The 20,461-nt window shown below is 46.1% G+C and carries 14 protein-coding genes; 8 read left to right on the forward strand and 6 right to left on the reverse strand.

Annotated features, from left to right (window positions below; genetic code table 11):
* Positions 1–169: 169 nt before the first annotated feature.
* The 3 genes from AB6E30_RS12050 to AB6E30_RS12060 form a co-directional block, all read right to left on the reverse strand.
* A complete protein-coding gene (locus AB6E30_RS12050) occupies positions 170–1,381 on the reverse strand; it encodes a tetratricopeptide repeat protein (protein WP_372103773.1) in 1,212 nt (403 codons plus the stop codon).
* 352 nt (positions 1,382–1,733) lie between these two features.
* Positions 1,734–2,336 (reverse strand): response regulator transcription factor, encoded by a 603-nt coding sequence (locus AB6E30_RS12055; protein ID WP_048609831.1) that lies wholly within the window; start codon positions 2,334–2,336, stop codon positions 1,734–1,736.
* Between the two features lie 11 nt (positions 2,337–2,347).
* Entirely contained in the window at positions 2,348–4,219 is a 1,872-nt protein-coding gene (locus tag AB6E30_RS12060; protein ID WP_137001432.1) for a sensor histidine kinase, read from the reverse strand.
* A 209-nt stretch (positions 4,220–4,428) separates the two neighbouring features.
* On the opposite strand from AB6E30_RS12060, the gene dsrO reads away from it, so the two are divergent.
* The 5 genes from dsrO (at position 4,429) to AB6E30_RS12085 (ending at position 11,756) form a co-directional block, all read left to right on the forward strand.
* Positions 4,429–5,265, forward strand: coding sequence for a sulfate reduction electron transfer complex DsrMKJOP subunit DsrO (dsrO, locus tag AB6E30_RS12065; protein WP_017070609.1), 837 nt, complete (start codon positions 4,429–4,431; stop codon positions 5,263–5,265).
* Positions 5,262–6,410, forward strand: a complete 1,149-nt coding sequence (nrfD, locus tag AB6E30_RS12070) for an NrfD/PsrC family molybdoenzyme membrane anchor subunit (RefSeq protein ID WP_136979047.1) — start codon at positions 5,262–5,264, stop codon at positions 6,408–6,410. The genes dsrO and nrfD overlap by 4 nt, the downstream gene beginning before the upstream one ends.
* Positions 6,411–6,424: 14 nt before the next feature.
* Positions 6,425–9,517 (forward strand): tetrathionate reductase subunit A, encoded by a 3,093-nt coding sequence (locus AB6E30_RS12075; protein WP_372103734.1) that lies wholly within the window; start codon positions 6,425–6,427, stop codon positions 9,515–9,517.
* 526 nt (positions 9,518–10,043) lie between these two features.
* A complete protein-coding gene (locus AB6E30_RS12080; protein WP_372103737.1) occupies positions 10,044–10,685 on the forward strand; it encodes a cytochrome c in 642 nt (213 codons plus the stop codon).
* Positions 10,686–10,694: 9 nt separating this feature from the next.
* The gene (locus AB6E30_RS12085) at positions 10,695–11,756 is read left to right on the forward strand and encodes a c-type cytochrome (protein WP_372103740.1); all 1,062 of its coding nucleotides are present in this window, start codon (positions 10,695–10,697) and stop codon (positions 11,754–11,756) included.
* A gap of 141 nt (positions 11,757–11,897) precedes the next feature.
* Here the strand turns inward: AB6E30_RS12085 and AB6E30_RS12090 are convergent, their stop codons facing one another.
* On the reverse strand, positions 11,898–12,827 hold the full coding sequence (locus AB6E30_RS12090) for a LysR family transcriptional regulator (RefSeq protein ID WP_017058846.1): 930 nt from the start codon (positions 12,825–12,827) through the stop codon (positions 11,898–11,900).
* Between the two features lie 26 nt (positions 12,828–12,853).
* The gene (locus tag AB6E30_RS12095) at positions 12,854–13,294 is read right to left on the reverse strand and encodes an Lrp/AsnC family transcriptional regulator (protein WP_009845852.1); all 441 of its coding nucleotides are present in this window, start codon (positions 13,292–13,294) and stop codon (positions 12,854–12,856) included.
* Positions 13,295–13,435: 141 nt separating this feature from the next.
* Here AB6E30_RS12095 and AB6E30_RS12100 point away from each other — a divergent pair, with 141 nt between their 5' ends.
* Positions 13,436–14,020 (forward strand): LysE family translocator, encoded by a 585-nt coding sequence (locus AB6E30_RS12100; RefSeq protein WP_102320677.1) that lies wholly within the window; start codon positions 13,436–13,438, stop codon positions 14,018–14,020.
* A gap of 52 nt (positions 14,021–14,072) precedes the next feature.
* Here AB6E30_RS12100 and AB6E30_RS12105 read toward each other — a convergent pair whose 3' ends face one another.
* Complete coding sequence (locus tag AB6E30_RS12105; protein ID WP_102320678.1) at positions 14,073–14,462, reverse strand: DUF1294 domain-containing protein; 390 nt, start codon at positions 14,460–14,462, stop codon at positions 14,073–14,075.
* Between the two features lie 156 nt (positions 14,463–14,618).
* On the opposite strand from AB6E30_RS12105, the gene AB6E30_RS12110 reads away from it, so the two are divergent.
* Positions 14,619–16,391 (forward strand): alpha-amylase family glycosyl hydrolase, encoded by a 1,773-nt coding sequence (locus AB6E30_RS12110; protein ID WP_372103743.1) that lies wholly within the window; start codon positions 14,619–14,621, stop codon positions 16,389–16,391.
* A gap of 353 nt (positions 16,392–16,744) precedes the next feature.
* Complete coding sequence (pulA, locus tag AB6E30_RS12115) at positions 16,745–20,443, forward strand: pullulanase-type alpha-1,6-glucosidase (protein ID WP_102320680.1); 3,699 nt, start codon at positions 16,745–16,747, stop codon at positions 20,441–20,443.
* Positions 20,444–20,461: the final 18 nt, after the last annotated feature.

The raw sequence follows: 20,461 nt of genomic DNA on the forward strand, positions 1-20,461 counted from the left end.
CTCTAAGCTCTAAGCTCTAAGCTCTAAGCTCTAAGCTCTAAGCTCTAAGCTCTAAAAGCAAATAGCACACAAATAAAAAGGGAAGCATTCGCTTCCCTTTTTTGTTGTCTTGAGTTTCTCGATTAGAACTAAAACGACCTATCAACCGTACACAACTAATGAGTGCAATTTACTGGTTTCTGTTCCAACTAGAGTCAACCGCAGACTGACTAAAGTCTAGAGAACCACTATTCTGACTAGCTTGTTTATCTGTTGGTACCTGCTCGATATTCACCTGTTGGCTATAATCAACGTTAGTCTCTTGCTCACTAGGCGCTTGAGTCTCTATGCGACTCGTATCTACATTCAACTCGTTACCTTCTTCATCGAGCACTTCTTTCACTTTCTTAGGAACAGGTACATTGCGTTTGTAGAGCTTATTGAGCGCTTTAATTATTGAGTGCTTAGTGATTGCTTCTTGTGTCAGCTTAGTCATTATCGGCTTAGTCAGAGCCTGCAAGCCCACGACGGCATCCACACCAAGCTCACCGCCCACTTTATCTCTCTGCTGCTTAGCTTCTGAGTAGCCAAAATGAGCAGATAGGAATAGCCAGATATAAGCAATTGCATTACCGTGTTCACCATGGTCGATCCACGCTTCACCCGCTCTAAACATTGCCTCTGCACTGTTCTTTTCTGCTGCTGTCTCAAACCAGTACACAGCCTCACCATGGTTCGGCTCTACGCCAACACCATTTAAGTAACTCATACCCAGTTTGATCTTGCCGTCTAGGTTGTTTTTTTCAGCGGCCTTTTGGTACCACTCGACAGAGCTTTCAGCCGAGTAATCTGGATTCTCTTTGTCTAGGCACCAGTCACCCATGAATAGCATCGCTTCGGTATTACCACCAGCGGCAGACTCTTCAATATAGGTGTAGCCTTTGGGGATGTTCTTCACGGTCCCACGTCCATGAACCAGGGCTTTACCCATCTCAAATTTCGCCGACATATCGTTATCTAAGGCAGAGATCGCAAGCTGCCAAAAGTTGGCTTGTTCTCTCAAGATCAGATCTTCTTTGCGCTTCATACTTAAGCGAACAATGCCGTACATGCCGTTGACGTTATCCAAATGCGCCGCTTTATCGTACCAATATAACGCTTCCTTGATATTGTTACGTTCAGCCTCTTTCGCTAAATATAGAATCGACGGGACATGCCCTGTTTCTGCTTTAAAGTGGCGCTCTTTTTGCTCTTGGATACGTGCCTTTTCAATCGCCTTTCGGTAAGCGACAGCTCGCGCTTTACGTTCTTGTTCCAAGCGCTGCTTTCTTAGTGATAAAGAAATCAGCCACACAGCAACAAGTATTAACGAAAGAGCGGTCGCACCAATTGCGATTCCCATTGTACTCATAAAATATTTAACCTAACTCGGCAGATACAAGACTCGACGTTGAGAGTGTGTTCTACCCATAGTGAATGTTATGTTTCGAATTACAGGGAAAAGTGCAGTTACTGGCACGTTCCGCCTTAAAATGAACTTAGTTCAGTATCTCAGGATTACATTGCGATAAGAAGCCTAGGAGGTTCAATCCGTATGCAGTCCATAGACGATGTGATCTTGCTTCAATATAGATAAATTATGAAGGCTGCCTTTCATCAGGAAAGTCCTAAAGCTTAGTGACGAAATTGATGTTTTTCCCATCAACAATTTCGTGCAACTGCCGTACAACTCTCTTACAGGAATAGCTCTATACCTAGGTCAATTGACCGTATATGTAAGCCAACTCGGCAACCGTCTTCGCTGAGAATTTCTTCATCAAGCTTGCTCGGTGTACTTCCACTGTTCTCATGGCAATGCACAATTCATCGGCTATTTTCTGGTTACGCTTACCGTCGATAATTTGTTTGAGGATGTCTATCTCACGCTCGGTTAACGACGCGTACGCTTGGCGATACACATTCATGTGTAAGTGCTTTTCTGAAGCGTCCAAACCTTGCTTGATCGCCTCAGCTAACTCATTGCCTTTAACTGGCTTTTGAAAGAAATTCACCGCGCCGGCTTGTAAGGCTTCAACCGCCATTGGCACATCACCGTGCCCCGTCAGGTAAATCACCGACAGTGGGCTCTGCGCTTTTACCATCAACTCATGAACTTGCTGCCCTCTCATCTCTGGCATTCGGCTGTCTAAAACCACACAACCCGGCGCACTCAAGTCCACTGAGTCTAAAAAACTGGGGCCATCTTCAAAAGCTGATACAGTGAAATCATGCTCTTCTAATAAGAACACCAACGAATCGCGCATCGACTCATCGTCATCAACCACATAGACAGGAAGCCTTTGATGAAGTTCAGACATAACAAGATTCCTTATGAATCATTTGAAAGAGAGAAAGGCAGTGTCACCGCAACATGACATCCATGTGGGGTGAGTGACGTGATCGTCATTTGACCACTGTGATCTTCAATAACATCTTGGCAAATCGCGAGCCCAAGCCCCAAGCCATTTTCTTTGCTGCTCACAAAGGCTTGAGTCACTTCTTGTTCAGTGAAATCTAAGCCCGTTCCGTTATCGATAATCGACAACATTATTTTATCCGGTTGATACTCGGTAATCACTTTAATTGTCGATGGTTCGTTGTTTTTGTTACCAATATCAGACGTAGCGCTTTGTTCGCGATGCATCTGAGCATTACACGCATCAGTCGCATTGTTGATCAAATTTACAACCACCTGCTGCAATCCGACGGGGTCAACATGTAGCGTGATAGGTTTACCCACGACATAACGTTCAATGGTTATCTTGTGTTTCTGTAATCGAAATTGCAGTAGCTCGATGGTATCTGTAAGAAGAACTTCTATATCAGTTTGAGATTTATCTGATGAGCGTTTTTTGATCATGTTTCTTAAGCGCTGGATGATCGCATCAGCACGGTCCACTTGCGACTGGATCTTCTCAAATACAGGCTCTATGTCAGTCAGCGGTTTGTTCTTCGAAATCCGCAGTAAACCACCTTCGCTATAATTCCGAATAGCTGCCAAAGGCTGATTAATCTCGTGTGCCAAGCTACTTCCCAGTTCACCAACTACCGCGATTCGTTGTGAGTGCTCTAGCTGTTCACTCTTACTTTTCAGCTTATAAAGCGTCGCTTCTAGTTGCTTTTTGCTGCGACTGAATTTGTATTCTAGCCAGAAGTGGTAAGCATTCAGAGACACGACAAGAATAAAGAACGCCCATGCCCACTGTTGATTGTACTTGAGCCAGATTAACGCTTCTTTCCACCAAGGTTGTTGCAGTGGATGCATGTCGAGTTGTTGATATAGCTTGTCGATCGCCAGCAAGCTTGTCGGTGACGTCCAACCCGATGCATTCGCTGCAATGGCTGGTGCACTGCTCTTTGGCATCGAAAACAGCACCTGACTCATTTGTTTAGCCAGTGCCGAAGAGGCTCGTTCTGTTTTGGCAAACGACCAATTAGAATACAGAGGTGTAGACACTTGGCATCGGAAGCCTTCAGGCGCTTGATTACCGATGATTCGATATTGCCCAGCCACCAGCAAACCTTCACTGATCATGTTCTCAACTAAACAGCTTGGTACGACAGCCGCTTCAATGTGCCCTTCACGTAGTTGATACAAGCTGGCGTCGATCGGGAAACCTAAAAATTGGGTGTTAGAGAAAAAGTGATTAGGGTTCAGCCCTTCTTGCATTACTTGGTAACGCATAGTCAAGTAACCGCCAAACGCATTTTCAGAGACAGCAGCAATCGGCTTTCCACTAAGTTGCTCAAACGAGATATACGGTGACATTCTTCTGACCACTAATGCAGAACCGATACTGCGCGTGCTGCTCACACCTTGATCGTCGTAATTGTGACTGGTCATGGTCGCCATCCAAGAGAGCGCGTATTGACGTCCTAAACGCACTGCTTGGCCGGGATTAGTGATAACAAAATCGACCTCGACCTTCTTTACCGCTTCCGCCATCTCTTCCAAATTAAAAGGCTTGAGAACAAAGTGTTTTCCTGGGATACGCTCAGACAACCAGTCCATCGTTAGTTGCCAGCGTTGTTGCGCTGCAAGTTTACCCCTGATGGCTAAAACACCCACTTCAATCGTCTGATCTGATTCAATCGTACTTGTCGCTACTGAAACAGGTTCCGTTTGAGCAGCGAAACAAATACCTGCACTCAAGTTCAGCCAGCACGTACTGATGAATGTGATGAAGTTGCGAACAGTCACGGACATCTCTTTATTCAATCGGATTACCTATTCAATGATTTCTCAACGCGTTGAAGCACTTTTAAATAAAGCATAACAGCTAGATAGCGAAAACCACATTTGTTCTAGATCAAGTTTGATCTGGGTATGTGGAAATCCACAATACCCCGTGAACGGTCAAAAACTGACAATGAGCCTAACAGATCGAATACCCATTTATAGGTACCTCTATGGACTCATTGAAAAGACGGTTTCTCAGCCAATTCGGCAAGGTTTCCGCTGGTGCTGCGCTCATTCCCATTGCCGGAATCAACACCGCAGTCGCAAGCACAGCCATTCGCAATAACAACCAACCTGACCGCAAAGGCAAAATAGGCAAACGCTACGCCATGGCGATTGATTTACGTAAGTGCGTTGGCTGTCAGGCGTGCACTGTTGGCTGTAGCGTTGAAAACCAAGCGCCAATTGGCCAGTTCAGAACCACCGTAAAACAGTATGAAGTCTCCCTTGATGATGGTTCGACGGCTCAACAAGACGTGAAATCATTCATGTTACCTCGCCTATGTAATCACTGTGACAACGCCCCCTGCATCAAGGTTTGTCCTGTTCAAGCGACCTTCCAGCGTGAAGATGGGATAGTGATGGTCGACAACGAACGCTGCGTAGCCTGTGCTTACTGTGTTCAAGCTTGTCCTTACGATGCTCGTTTCATTAATAACGACACCCTTACCGCAGACAAATGTACCTTCTGTGCACACCGCCTTGAAGACGGCTTACTGCCCGCTTGTGTAGAAACTTGTGTTGGTGGCGCGCGTGTCATTGGTGACCTCAAAGATCCAAACAGTGAGATAAACCGCCTACTCAATGAAAATCGAGACGACATCAAGGTGCTTAAGCCAGAGCAGAATACCAACCCCCATGTTTTCTATATCGGCATGAACGAGCGATTCGTTAGCCACATTGAAGGCCAACCTGCGATTTATGATCCAGCCGCCATCGATAACTCATCCTCTAGCAAACAAGAATTGGCAATCGCGACACAAGGCAAACAAGGAGAGACAGCATGAATATCACTGAGGTGTTAGTCCCCGCTCAAGAGATCGCTTGGCTACCGTGGGCGGTTCAATATTTCTTCTACATAGGTTCGGCTTACGCGGCTGCGATTCTGTTTTTGATTGCCCTAATATTTAAAAATTCAACCAGTCATCAATTTCGTTCTGCCCTTGTGCTTGTGATGGCAATCGGCGCGATTGTTGGGCCATTAGCCCTCACTGGAGACTTACACCAACCGGGACGTGCGTGGCACTTCTATGCTCACATCACACCTTGGTCATGGATGTCATTGGGCTCTCTGTTTCTACCTCTGTTCTCTGGTCTGGCTGTCGCGACGGCTTGGGTTTACCTGCGTGATGACATCGCACAGCTCAAAGAGAGTGAAAACCCACTTCTAAAACGCCTGTCTTGGTTAACACTGGGCCATTGGCAATTATCGAAAAAACTGATGATTGCATTAGCCGCTGCAACTGCGTTATCAGGGCTAAGCATCGCGCTTTATACAGGTGCAGAGATTGCGATTTTGGCGAGCCGACCGCTTTGGCATCAACCGGCTTCTCCGCTGCTTTGGTTTACGACAGCGTTCTTTGCTGCAACGGGTTTAACGCTGTTGATTTGGGCTCTACTGCCTTCAAGCAAGCCAAGCTTAAAACCAACAGACCTCGCTCTAGTACAAAGAACCATTACCTTAACGGGTGGCCTTGCCATCATTCTTACGTCGATTTGGGCATCTAACCATGGTCACTTCAGCCTGTATGAGAACGACGCTTGGGGCATCAATTTAGGCATCATGACCACCAGCATTTTGGTATGCATGATCTTGGTTCTTCCGCTGCAACGCCTATCGCAAAGTAAGCTAGGAATTATCTGTGTTGCGCTTGCGACCATTATTTCAGCATGGGCGGTACGTTGGGTCACCATGATGGAAGTTCAAACCATTCCTCGTTTTGATGTGGGTCCATTCCCTTATGAACTGCCGATGGGTAGTGCAGGATTACTCGGCATCGTTGGCATGTGTGGCCTGTGGCTTGCGCTTGCGTTGTTTGCTTCTGAAATCGTGTCTGCTGGATCGACAAGAGCAACTGGCTCTGCACCAAAGACAACATCGAATACAAACCAAAATACATCGTCACCACTTAACCGCTCACATAGCTTGTAGTCTGAGGAATCATCATGGATAACAAACGTCGTCAATTTTTGAAAACAGGCCTTGCTGCCGGTGGTGCTGGAGCTTTTGCTGCAGGTTATGCGACAACCACAAAACACATGGTTCACGGTGCTATCGATGGCACCGCGGGTAAGAAAACCAACCACATCCATCACGGTAATTCGCTAGAGACGGAATACAGTGTCGATGAGCAAGGTAAGATCTCGCCGAATCCAAACCAACGCGTTGCACCATCAATGTGTTTTGGTTGCTGGACACTGTGTGGCTTGCGTGTACGTATCGATAATCGCAATGACGAGATCTTGCGTATCTCAGGTAATCCGTATCACCCACTATCAAGTGATCAGCAGATCCCGTTCCAAACACCGGTAAAAGACGCCTACATTGGCTTGTCTGGTGAGTCAGGCATCAATAACCGCTCGACAGCCTGTGCCCGTGGTAACGGCATGTTGGAGATTCAAAACAGCCCATACCGAATCACTCAACCGTTAAAACGTGTTGGTAAACGAGGTGAAGGCAAGTGGGAGCCGATCAGCTACGAACAACTTATCTCTGAGATCACCGAGGGTGGTGACTTATTCGGTGAAGGTAAAGTTGAGGGCTTACGATCGATTCGTGACATCGAAACACCACTCGATCCAAACAACCCTGAATACGGACCAAAAGCCAACCAACTGCTTGTGACCAATGCCGGTAATGAAGGCCGTGACGACATCTTGAAGCGCTTTGCATTTAACAGCTACGGCACACGCAACTTTGGTCATCACGGCTCTTACTGTGGCTACGCATTCCGCGCAGGTTCAGGCGCAATCATGAACGATCTAGACAAGTTCTCGCACTTAAAACCCGACTTCAACAACGCAGAGTTCATTCTTTTCATCGGTATGTCTCCGGCTCAAGCGGGTAACCCGTTTAAGCGTCAAGCAAGACAGCTGGCTGAGGCTCGTACCAACGGAAAACTGAGCTACACCATAGTGACACCAAGCCTTCCAGCAGGATCGTCAAGCCTTGCCGCGGGTGATCGCAATAACTGGCTACCGATCAAACCGGGCACCGATTCAGCATTAGTTCTGGGTATGATCCAATGGATCATCGACAACCAGCGCTACAATCACGACTTCTTGTCTCGCCCAAGCGCACAAGCGATGAAGAAAGCAGGCACCACACACTGGTGTAATGCATCTCACCTTGTGATCAGTGACGAATCGCACCCACAAAATGGGCGTATGCTTCGTGCATCGGATATAGGGTTGCTAGAAACAGGCGAACCGATGTCTGACGATGACGGATTTATTGCACTTGATGTGACAACGTCACTATTAGCATCACATCTTCAGGTGAATGAAGCGGCTCTGTTCGTCGATCAAGACGTAGAAGTTGATGGTCAGACTGTTCGTGTTAAGTCTTCTCTACAAAGATTGAAGGAAGAAGCCTTCAAATATGACCTTGCATACTACAGTGAGCAGTGTGAGATCCCACAAGATCAGATCATTGCGTTAGCAAAACGCTTCACCAGTTACGGGACAAAAGCCGTCGTCGATACTCACGGTGGCAACATGCACACCAACGGCTTCTACAACTCATTCTCTATTCTGATGCTGAACGCTCTGATCGGTAACATCAATGCAAAAGGCGGTGCGATGGCTAAAGCGGGTGGCTACCCGACTTCTGTTGCAGGTCCTCGTTACGACTTTACTAAGTTCAAGGGTAAGACTAAACCTCAAGGTGTATTCTTGTCCCGCAGCAAGTTCCCGTATCAAAAAACCAGCGAATACAAACGTCGCGTTGCAGCCGGTGAGTCACCCTACCCAACTCGCGCGCCTTGGTACCCAATATCTGCACCGCTGCTAACTGAGCATTTGTCAGCGGCGATTGATGGCTACCCATATCGCGCAAAAGCGTGGATCAACCACATGGCGAACCCACTTTATGGTGTTCCGGGTTTAGACAACTTGCTGGGTGAAAAGCTTAAAGATCCCAAACAGCTGGGTTTGATCGTCTCTATCGATGCGTTCATCAATGAAACAACAGCACTCTCCGATTACCTTGTGCCAGACACAGTAACCTACGAGAGTTGGGGTATGGCAACACCGTGGCATGGCGTTGCAACTAAGGCGATCACTGCTCGTTGGCCGATTGTTGAGCCTAAAACCTCACGCACTCAAGACGGACGTGCCATCAACCTAGAGAACTTCTTTATTGATCTAGCAAAAACGCTTGGCCTAGGTGGCTTCGGCGACAACGTAATCAAAGACAATCAAGGTAACTGGCACGGTATCCATAGCGCTGAAGATTTCTACCTGCGCTCGGCTGCTAACTTAGCGTTCGTAAAAGGTGGCGTGCCGAATGTCGATGCGGAAGATATTGTTTGGTCTGGTCTAGAACGCTTAGTGCCTGTGATGAACAAAACACTCAAGCCTGAAGAGATGCTCAAGGTAGCGTATATCTTTGCGCGTGGCGGTCGTTTCGAAGACGCCACCAATGCCTACACCAATGAAACCATGAAGTACAAATGGACCAAACCACTGGCAATCTGGAATGAAAAGCTCGGTACTTCTCGCAACACCATCAGTGGTGAGCAGTACATGGGTTGCCCGACATGGTATCCACAAAAGCTTGCAGACGGCACACCTTTGGCAGAGCAGTTCCCAGCAAAAGAGTGGCCATTTACCCTAACCAACTTTAAGTCCAACATTCACAGTGCGGTATCGAATTTGTCACCACGCTTGGAATCTATCAAGGGGGTAAATCCGGTTTACATCCACCCGCAAGACGCCTCTTCTGCGGGTATCAAAACAGGTGACGTATTTGCGATTGAAACACCGAGCTCAACCACACATGCGTTGGCGATGGTGATTGATGGCATCAAACCGGGAACATTAGGCTTTGAACACGGCTTTGGACACAAAGAACTCGGTGAGCGTGCACACTGGATTGGTGACACACAACAACCGGTGAAAATGAAGTCAAACGATGGCGTTAACATCAATGATATTGGCTTGATTGATCCGACGAGAGAAGGCAAAGGCGTCATGTTGGATTGGGTTGTGGGGGCAGCAGCAAGGCAAGCGCTTCCGGCTAAGATCTACAAGGTCTAGCTTAAACTCAGCAAGCTATAACTTAATCACTCATTCAAAACACTTCCTTATCTGATTTGCAGATGAGAACACAACAGGGCAACTTCGTCATTCGAGGTTGCTCTGCTTTTTCGTCCCCTTGATCTAGAAAAGCAGGCTATTTGGATAAACGTCCAATCTACATAAAGTACCCAATCTAGATAAAGCATCCGCTCTAAATAGAGTAATCAACCCAAAGCCATTAGGTAATCTTCATTTCACCACAACTTTTTTAGCCCGCATCCATAAAGCAGCTATGCTTATACAATCGATGCCATAAAAGAGCCTTAACAAGCAGTTATACCGAGGCGAACATGGCAGTTCCCTTGCATTTCATAAACGGCAGTTGGATCAACCTATAGAAGTTCACATCAATACCATTATGGTGATTGAGGTTATTAATGTGAGACTCACCTCAAGTTCCAAGTGAATTAATGTGGAAATCCACAATAGCGCGAACAACCAATTATGTCGAAAATGCATGCATTACAACCAATAGCGACGCCTCATGACTAAGCTGACAATTAAAACTCAAACTCTAACGCTTTGCATCGCTGCTCTAGGAAGCCTTTCTTTATCCGCTTTTGCACAAGCAGCACCTAATCCAATGCCAGAAGCCGCAGAAACTTGTAGCGGCTGCCATCAAGCCGACGGTAAAGGCATGCCCAACATTGCCCCTATGCTTGCAGGGCTCAATGCTGACTATCTAGAACATCAACTGGTTCTGTTCTCAAGTGGTGAGCGTCAAAGCGCGATCATGACGGGAATGGCTGACGGTGTATCTGATCCCGCAGTTCGTCGTGAGGTCGCAGAATACTTTGCATCACTACCTTCATACGAATTTACCGATTTAGAGCAGCGCGGCTCACAAGCCGATATCGATAACCCGTATCGTAAACTTGTATTCCAAGGTGATTGGGATCGAAACATTCCTGCTTGTGCTACCTGTCATGGACCAAGTGGTATGGGCGTAGACAAATTTCCTCGCCTAGCAAGCCAGCATGCCGACTACATTCAGACTCAGCTCAACGCTTGGAAAAACGGCACTCGTAAGGGTGATAATTTAAACATGATGGGCAATATCGCCGGCAAGTTGACCGACGATGAGATCAAAAACCTCTCTTACTACTTCGCATCTTTCCGATACTAAAGGGCTCGCATGAAAACATTATTTCTAATTACCGCAACCCTTGCCTCTGGAATGGCTTATGCCGAAGGTGAGTTACCCGATCGCCAAACCGAACTGCCCGCCGTTGAAAAACCACAAGATAATAAATATCTGGTGCCACGCGACTTGGTAGATATTCCTGATGGGGAATTTGGTGACAAAGTAAAACTGGGCTATTCCCTGTTTGTCGATTCACAACAGATGCGTGGTACGTTCGTCGGCAATGAACAAAACTGTGTCAACTGCCACATGCAAGCGGGCATGAAGCCTAACGCTGCCCCTCTTTGGGGTGCGTACATGGCCTACCCTGCGTATCGTTCTAAGAATGACAAGGTAAACAGCTACGCAGAACGTATCCAAGGTTGCTTCACCTACTCAATGAATGGTCTGCCACCGGCTGAGGGTTCAAAAGAGATGGTCGCACTGACGGCGTATTCATACTGGCTGGCGATGGGCGGCATCTTAGACAAGAACGGCATGCAAGATACACCCGTTCCTGAGATTAGCGATGCCGACTTACAAGTCGGTGGTAAAGCGGAAAGCTTCCCTCTCCCTGAAGAGCTGTTAAGCAAATACCCAATCGATGGCCGCAGTAAGTTGGCAGGGCGTGGCTATCCTAAGATTGATAATCCTGAACAAGAGCCATCGATAGCGCGTGGTGAAAAGGTTTACCAAACCAACTGCCAAACCTGTCATGGTCAAAATGGTGAAGGTATTAAAGGGGCTGACGGACGTTCATACTTTCCACCATTGTGGGGCGAAAACGCGTATAACTGGGGCGCGGGTATGCACCGGGTGAACACCGCTGCCTATTTCATCTATGAAAACATGCCGCTTGGAAAGAGCCAGCAACTTTCGATTCAAGATGCATGGGATGTGGCTGCATTTGTGAATAGTCATGAACGCCCACAAGATCCTCGATACAAGGGTGATGTTGCTAGCAATGCTAAGCGCTACCACAATCACCAAGGTTACTATGGCAAAGAAGTTGATGGTCATGTACTAGGTACCAAAGCTTATCCGAGTGGTAAAGAAGTGATTCATGAGCATTAATAGGTATTAGTGAATATGAGCCGTTCACGCCAGCTATAGCTAAGCTTTACATTGTAAATCAGTGATAGCCGGAACAATTAAAAAGGAGCCAGATCGTGTGACGATCTGGCTCCTTTTTAGTTTGAACTATTAGAAACACAACTAACCTTGCTGCATCTTCTCCCAAATCGTCGGAGAGCCGATATAGTCTTGAACCGTCGTAATGAACTCTTTGACCAGCTTGGTCTGTTTACGGTGCGGATACACAGCGTAGATTGCAGTATCAATCGTTGAAATCGGGTAATCTGGAAGCAACGTAACCAAGCCCAGATCTTTCATTGAGGCATACAGGTTTGATTGGTCAAGGAAGCCATAGCCTAAGCCATCTTTTACGCAAGAGACCATGGTGCGAACATCACTCACCTTATAGTTGCCACGAATCGTCAGGCTTTGAAAGGTATTACCATGCGGCTCTTCACTGATACGCAAGTGATCGACTGTCATATCGCCATTGGTATAAATCACCGCGGGTAGCGCGAGTAGATCTTGTGGCGTCTTCGGCTCTCCGTGCTCCTTCACAAAATCGTTCGATGCGACCAACATGAAGTTACTGTCGGCAATCTTCTTCGCAATCAAATTCGATTCAACAAGCTTACTGAAGCGAAACGCGATATCAAACTGCCCGGCAATGATGTTGGCGATCTTATCGTCTAGTGAGAGTACGATCTGAACATCTGGGTACTTTCTCATGAACTGAGTGATGATAGGTTGCAAATATTGCTGCCCAAAATAGATCGGTGAAGTAATTCGTAGCACACCTTTGGGTTCAGACTGGTATGAATCTGCAATTCCTTGGATCTGATTGATGGTGTCTTTCAGCACATAGGTTTGTGCGAGAATATCTTCCCCGGCCGAAGTCAACGAAAACGAGCGTGTAGAGCGGTTAAGCAGCTGAACACCTAAATCTTGCTCGAGCTTTTTGATCTGTTTAGAGAGTGATGAGTTGTCCATGTCATGTAAGGTTGCCGCTTTGGTAAACGACCCTTGTTGAACCACATCTAAGAACAATAACAACTGATTGGTATTTGGCACTGTGCCTCTCCTGAATTAAAACTCGACTAGCGTTCGTCTTTGGGTGTATCCATCACAACCATGGTCGTAATAGATTGCACCTGAGCACATTCCCCAAGCACATCGGCATGAAACTTCTTATAGCCCGGTAGATCTTTGGTTTCTACCCTTAGCAAGTATTCGTTGGCACCGGTAATGTTGTGACACTCCACTACCTCCTTTTCCATACTGACGTGCTGTTCAAACTCCAGCTGAGCCGCTTTGCTATGGCTTGATAACCCAATCGAAACATAAGCAATAAAACCGACCCCCATTAGCCCATTATCCAGAACCGCACGGTAACCTTGAATGATGCCTTTACGCTCAAGATCCTGGACGCGTCTTAAGGTCGCAGAAGCCGACAAGCCAATCCGTTCTGAAAGCTCAATGTTGGAGATTCTGCCGTCCAATTTAAGCTCTTGCAATATCCTTTCGTCAAATCTGTCCATAAGTACTTATTATTGTGCATTTAGTGATAATAGAGGAAATAAAAGCACATAATTGCCCCACTTTCCACCTACTATGTTTCTCAACACGTGAAAGTCATGACCGGTCAGTCACTTCGTTCATTTTTTTGCTGGAGAACCATAATGCCTTTAGAACAACTGAGCGCACTTGCCTTGTTTGCGTTCGTCTCGACCTTCACGCCGGGTCCAAATAACATCATGCTTATGACATCAGGAGCAAATGTTGGCTTTGCCCGCACTATTCCGCACATGCTTGGCATTGCTCTAGGGTTTGCAGCCATGTTGCTGCTGGTTGGCTTCGGTTTAATGGGTATTTTCAACGCTTATCCGGTTACGCACCAAATATTAAAGTACCTGAGCCTTGCTTACTTGGTTTACCTAGCGATTAAAATAGCAAAGAGTGGAAAAGCTAAAAGCACTGAAGCTTATAAACCGATGACCTTCATTGGCGCGGCAAGTTTTCAGTGGGTTAATCCGAAAGGTTGGTCAATGGCACTGACAGCCATTTCTGTTTATAGCAGCGGTAGTTCATGGTGGGAGCTTGCGATCATCGCAGGTATCTTCACGCTCGCCAACTTACCATCCGTGACATTCTGGACAGCGGCAGGTAAACAACTGCAACACTGGTTAACAACACCAGTCCGTATCAAAAGCTTCAACTACGGTATGGCAGGCTTGCTGTTAGCCTCAACGATTCCGATGTTATAACAAAATAGCTTTCCTATGATGGTTAGTAAGTGATTACTAGCCATCAATTTCATTACAAGTATCCAATAACCTCGCTAAGCCAACGTCCAAACGTCGCCTGCCCGCTCGGGGTTAGTGTCCACACAAACGCCGCAACATTCACTGCCACTGTCACCCAATATATCGCTCTGAACGGCTGTTTCTGCGTTTTATGACGCAGCTTATCTTGAGCGATCAACGCCCCTAGCCAACCACCAGCAACAGAAAAAATATGCAGGGTTTTCTCTGGCACACGCCAATTGCCATTGATCGCTGCTCGCTTGTCCTTCGCGTACACAAAAAACGTCACCACACCGATAACCAAATACCACACCAACAGCGCTTTAGAACTTTCTGCAAACAACACAGATACCGCCACCAGAACCAAATAGGTGATAACGATTTGAATAGATGAAGACAACATGACTCCTTTTGGGCAACAGCTCACATACTGTAGCGATTACGCCCTGTAGATTTTGATAAGGATGAGTAAGGCATATTGTAATTCGGTTAGCCTGCAAAGAATAAACAAGCCCTTTCATCCCTACATAACATGATGGAAGTTAAAGGAATTATAAATATGTACAACCAAAAGTACGCCATCTACCAAGTTTTTACGCGTTTATTTGGCAATAAAAACACCCAACATGTTCCATGGGGCACAATCGAGCAAAATGGCGTCGGTAAGTTCAGTGATTTTACCGACAAAGCGCTGTATGAAATCCGCAAACTCGGTATGACTCATATTTGGTATACCGGAGTGCCACATCATGCGCTCATCAATGACTACAAGCACCTTGGTATTTCAGACGATCACCCTAGCGTGGTAAAAGGCCGTGCGGGATCACCATATGCCGTCAAAGACTACTATTCCGTAAACCCAGATCTCGCAGACAACCCTGAATGCCGACTAGAGGAGTTCGAGGCACTAATCAAAAGAAGTCACGACAATGGTTTAAAAGTGATTATCGATATCGTACCGAATCACGTTGCGCGTCATTATAAAGGCTTAAACAACCCAGAAGGTGTCAGTGACTTCGGCGCTCAAGATGACACAACGCTGGAATACCACAAAGACAATAACTTCTACTACATTCCCAACAGCACCTTTGAATTGCCAGACATAGAGCCCGCCTTTACGCCGCTAGGTGGTGAACAGCATCCCAACCTAAACTCCCCGTTTATAGAGACGCCCGCCAAATGGACAGGTAACGGCTCACGTTTAGCCAAGCCTAGTTTCGATGATTGGTATGAAACGGTGAAAATCAATTATGGCATGCGACCAGACGGTTCAAAAGACTTCCCTGAACTACCGAGTGACTATGCTCAACGCAATTACATGGATCATTTCCGTTTCTGGGAATCTGTTTATGTGCCTAACTCTTGGGCTAAATTCCGAGATATCGCCTTGTTTTGGTTGAATAAAGGTGTTGATGGGTTTCGCTACGATATGGCTGAGATGGTTCCAGTCGAATTTTGGAGCTACCTTAATTCATCTATAAAGATGAAAAACCAAGATGCCTTTTTAATGGCTGAGGTGTACCAACCGGACTTATATCGCGACTATATCCACTTAGGCAAAATGGACTACCTCTATGACAAAGTAGATCTGTACGACGGTCTAAAAGACATCATGCTAGGCAATACTTCCACGGCTATCATCCCCAAAATCCAACATCAAATGATGGATATTGAACATCACATGCTGCACTTCTTGGATAACCATGATGAACAACGCATCGCGTCTCCTGAATTTGTAGGTGACCCAAATATAGCGAAGCCTGCAATGCTAGTCAGCGCGTTATTGAGTAGTTCTCCAACCATGATCTACTTTGGGCAAGAAGTCGGCGAACCGGGCGCGGAGAATGCAGGCTTTGGACAGCCCTCACGAACTTCCATATTTGACTACATCGGAGTCCCACAACACCAAAAGTGGATGAACCACGGCGCATTCGATGGCGGGCTATTAGACGAAAACGAAAAGCAGCTGCGTCACTTCTATCAAAAGGTAATGAACTTTTCGCTAGAGCACTCATCGATAACAGGTGATTACCAAGACTTACACCAGTGCTGTAACTTAAGTGATTCAGTCTACGCATTTCTGCGCTCTGACCACCAAGAGCTAACCATTGTTGCAGCTAATTTCAGCCAACATACCACTGAAAATATTCACTTTAAGATTCCAAGTGATGTAATCCAAAAACTCAAATTAGTTGATGGTCGTTACATACTCAATGAATATATTGAAGGCATAGCGCAACAAGTGCTCGACATTGAGAACAGTGTTGGCAGTTTTAATATTGAATTGAAACCGCTGGCGTCTTTGGCTTGGGTGTTATCCTTAAATGGATGATATACCTATCAATATAAATTACCGCACAGCTCGCTTTTAGCTAATTGATAAATAACTTAATTTCCACATTAAATTAACACTCTCTCAATTCGATATATTACTCACAATAATAAGGATGAGCTCTCATCCTTATTAACTACGCCTAGCCTCTACGCCTTACATTATTGATATTATGCAAATGAGTCATTGATCCAATAAATTTAACTTAAACCAAATACAAAGCGTGATATTGACACTAGGTTTCCTATTTTTATATATTAAAAATAACTTTATACATAGCCATCACAAATAGTTGACCTTGGTTAAAGCTAGGATATTCATCTTCATAAAAAGTGAAATATGGATATCAAAACGTGAACAACATAAATATTAATAAAATTATCTCTCTACGAAATACCTTCAACAATACCAAAAAGAAGAGCTTCAAACGCTCTACATTGGCCAAAGCAATGTTACCGCTCTTCACCGCTACTTTGATCGCGGGTTGTGGTAGTGATAATGATAGCGACAACGGTACAGCCCCTGGCAACAGTGGTTTATACCCTGCAGCTGAAAACGAAGTCGTTATTTACTACAAACGCGATGTTGCCGCTGCCAGCTCATCTGGCTCAACTTACGACGGTTGGGGGCTGCACCTTTGGAATGGTGAAGGCTGTACCAGCACAGATTTAGTCGGCATGGGATTAAGTGAAACCGGAACCGACTGGAACAGCCCTTACGAATATGATGGTATCAGCGATACTTACGGTGCCTATTATGTGTTGAAAGTTGACCCAGATGCCTCTGACCCACACAAATGCATGAACTTCATCTTGCACAATGGTGATGAGAAAGCATTTGGCAGTGCCAATTCTAAAGTCGAGTTAACTAAGCTTGGCGATTCACAAGGCGTATTTGGTTTCCATGGCAGCAGCGAGTTGTACTACGACCCTATTTCAGAGCGACCAGTCAATATTGATGGTCAAAAAGCACACTGGCTAGATGCAACCACAATTGGTTGGGAAGCGGCTAGCAATGCAGACTCTGTGAAGCTTTTCTATGCACTAGACAACAGCATCACAATGAACGATGACAAAGAGATTGTCGGTGGAACTGCAATTGAACTAAGCAAAGACGGAGAACTATCTTCTGAATTGAAAGAGCGTTTCCGACACCTTGCAAGCTTACCTGCCCTAGCTATCGATGTTGACGACAGCACACTTCGCACTATTTTAAAATCTCAGATAATTTTTGTTGCCTACAATGCCAATGGCGATGTTATCTCTTCAACTGAGGTTCAAAAACCTGGTGTGCTTGATGCGGTATTTGCTAGCGAAGATGCTGGTAATGCAATGGCTGAAGAACTAGGCGCAATTGTTGAAGGCAGTGCGGCGACCTTCAAGCTTTGGGCACCAACCGCGCAAGATGTAGAACTCGTTCTATACAGTGAAGATCTGCTAAGTTCACAAGTAATCCCGATGACGGAAAACACTGAGACAGGCATTTGGGCGACTGATGCCGTGTCTAATGCAGTGAACAGTTATTACCGTTACCAAGTGAAGGTTTATCACCCAACCACAGGCAATATCGAAACTCGCCTTGTGACAGACCCATACTCTCTCAGTTTGTCAAAGAACTCAGCATACTCTCAAGTGATTGACCTGAATGATTCAACCTTGAAACCAGCGAACTGGGACAACTACCAACGACCAACCGTAGAGAAAGACGAAGACCACGTACTTTACGAATCACACCTACGTGACTTTAGTTTCAGCGATAAGCTCGGCACAGCTAGCCTAAATGGCAAGTACCTCGCTCTTACAGAAGCCGATCGTGAGTCGGTCAAACACCTACAAGCTCTCCAAGAAGCAGGTTTAACTACGCTGCATATCTTACCAGCATTTGATATCGCTACCGTCGATGAAGATGCCGCGAGCCGTGTTGATATCACCGACACCGTAGGAAAACTGTGTGATGTAAAACCGACAGCTACCTTATGTGGAAGCGAAGACGAAAACAAAGTCATCGAAGACGTACTCGATGGTTATGACCCTTCAACGGGTGACGCACAAGCATTAATGAATGACCTTCGTATGCTTGATAGCTTCAACTGGGGCTACGACCCATTCCATTACACAGTTCCTGAGGGAAGTTACGCGACCGATCCTAATGGTTCTCAGCGTATTCTCGAATTCCGTCAGATGGTCAAAGCTACGCACGACATGGATCTTAAGCTGATCATGGACGTGGTATACAACCACACCAATGCGTCTGGTGTGAACGATAAGTCGGTACTGGATAAGATTGTCCCTGGGTACTACCACCGTCTTAACGTCAACACTGGTGGCGTAGAAAACTCGACTTGTTGTGACAACACTGCGACCGAAAACCTGATGATGGGTAAATTGATGGTCGACTCACTTAAGGTGTGGGCTGACGACTACAAAGTGGATGGTTTCCGTTTTGACTTGATGGGCCACCAGCCAAAAGATGTAATGGTCGAAGCATTGGAAGAAGTGCGCAAAATCGACCCGAATACTCTGTTCTACGGGGAAGGCTGGGACTTTGGTGAAGTCGCCAACAACGCCCGCTTCGATCAAGCGAACCAAATCAACATGGCAGGTACAGAAATCGGTACCTTCTCAGACCGTTTGCGTGACGCCGTTCGTGGTGGTAGCCCATTCGATGGTGGTGTCGACTCAGAAGGGAACCACCCACTTCGCTTTAACCAAGGCTTTGGTAACGCAGCGATTGCCAACGAAGAAACCAAAGTTGATCAAGATTCGATCAATGGTCGTTTACATAACCAAGACCTTGTTCGTTTAGGTATGGCAGGTAACCTCGCAGAATACGTACTGATTGATTACAAAGGCGATACCAAACTGGGTAAAAACGTTGATTACAACGGCGCGCCAGCTGGTTACACCAAGATGCCTTCCGAGAACATCTCTTACGTTTCCAAACACGATAACCAAACACTTTGGGATAACAACGCTTACAAGATCGCCACTGGTACTAGCTCTGCAGAGCGTGCGCGTATGCAGTCTGTATCGCTTTCTACCGTGATGCTAGGCCAAGGCATACCATTCATCCATATGGGTTCTGAACTGCTACGATCTAAGTCTATGCAGCGCGATTCTTACGATTCTGGTGACTGGTACAACCGCGTCATGTTTGATGGGACGGACAACAACTGGAATGTTGGCTTACCTCGTGAAGATAAAGATGGTGCAAACTGGGATCTGATCAAAACAATCATTGCTGACAGCGCGGCTAAACCAGACTCAGACGACATTGAGCTGACTAAGCAGCAATTCCTAGAGCTATTAAAGATCCGTAGCTCAAGCGAACTGTTCCGCTTAGATACAGCTGACGAAGTTATGAAGCGTGTCGACTTCCGTAACGTTGGCGAAGATCAAGTCGAAGGCCTGATTGTCATGTCGATCGATGATGGCGTGTCTGCGGGCGACGATCTTGACCCTGCAAATGATGCGATTGTGGCAGTTGTAAACTCAACTAATAAATCTCAATCATTCAAAATCACAGGAGCAACCGGCTTTACACTTCATGACGTTCAACAAAACTCGGCTGACGACACAGTGAAAGGTGCAAGCTTCGCCGCTGAAACCTTCACAGTCCCTGCACTAACGACAGCTGTGTTTGTACAAGCACAAAACGGTGCTCAAGGCGCTGGTTTGCCGGTTGATAACTCAGACAAGGATGTATCTAGCATTCCTCCGTACGGCCAAACAACCGTCTACGTTAAAGGTGACATGAATGGATGGGGCGCAACGGATGCTTGGGCAATGAACTTTGTTGCTAATGGAGTGTACTCTGTAACTGGTTATTTGGAAGTGGGCGAAAATAACTTCAAGTTTGCCGATGCAGATTGGGCAACGCCTAATTTAGGTTGCGACTCTCTTGAACTTGCTGATGGATCAATCGACCTAGGTACTGATGGTAACTGCCAACTAAGCGTAACAGAAGCTGGTAGCTATACATTCACTCTGAATGCGATTCACGAGCTGGATGACGATGTAGATGGTCCAGTTGTTTCAGTAACCAAGAATTAAACTATAAAGCTTAGATTC

This window comes from Vibrio sp. 10N.247.311.12 (assembly GCF_041467515.1).
GTDB classification, from domain to species: domain Bacteria; phylum Pseudomonadota; class Gammaproteobacteria; order Enterobacterales; family Vibrionaceae; genus Vibrio; species Vibrio crassostreae_C.

What these genes read in the sequence shown, in the direction of transcription:
- AB6E30_RS12080 (WP_372103737.1), top strand. Translation starts at nt 10,044, where the DNA reads ATGACTAAGCTGACAATTAAAACTCAAACTCTAACGCTTTGCATCGCT.
- AB6E30_RS12085 (WP_372103740.1), top strand. Translation starts at nt 10,695, where the DNA reads ATGAAAACATTATTTCTAATTACCGCAACCCTTGCCTCTGGAATGGCT.
- AB6E30_RS12100 (WP_102320677.1), top strand. Translation starts at nt 13,436, where the DNA reads ATGCCTTTAGAACAACTGAGCGCACTTGCCTTGTTTGCGTTCGTCTCG.
- AB6E30_RS12055 (WP_048609831.1), bottom strand. Translation starts at nt 2,336, where the DNA reads ATGTCTGAACTTCATCAAAGGCTTCCTGTCTATGTGGTTGATGACGAT.
- nrfD (WP_136979047.1), top strand. Translation starts at nt 5,262, where the DNA reads ATGAATATCACTGAGGTGTTAGTCCCCGCTCAAGAGATCGCTTGGCTA.
- dsrO (WP_017070609.1), top strand. Translation starts at nt 4,429, where the DNA reads ATGGACTCATTGAAAAGACGGTTTCTCAGCCAATTCGGCAAGGTTTCC.
- AB6E30_RS12050 (WP_372103773.1), bottom strand. Translation starts at nt 1,381, where the DNA reads ATGGGAATCGCAATTGGTGCGACCGCTCTTTCGTTAATACTTGTTGCT.
- AB6E30_RS12075 (WP_372103734.1), top strand. Translation starts at nt 6,425, where the DNA reads ATGGATAACAAACGTCGTCAATTTTTGAAAACAGGCCTTGCTGCCGGT.
- AB6E30_RS12110 (WP_372103743.1), top strand. Translation starts at nt 14,619, where the DNA reads ATGTACAACCAAAAGTACGCCATCTACCAAGTTTTTACGCGTTTATTT.
- AB6E30_RS12095 (WP_009845852.1), bottom strand. Translation starts at nt 13,294, where the DNA reads ATGGACAGATTTGACGAAAGGATATTGCAAGAGCTTAAATTGGACGGC.
- AB6E30_RS12105 (WP_102320678.1), bottom strand. Translation starts at nt 14,462, where the DNA reads ATGTTGTCTTCATCTATTCAAATCGTTATCACCTATTTGGTTCTGGTG.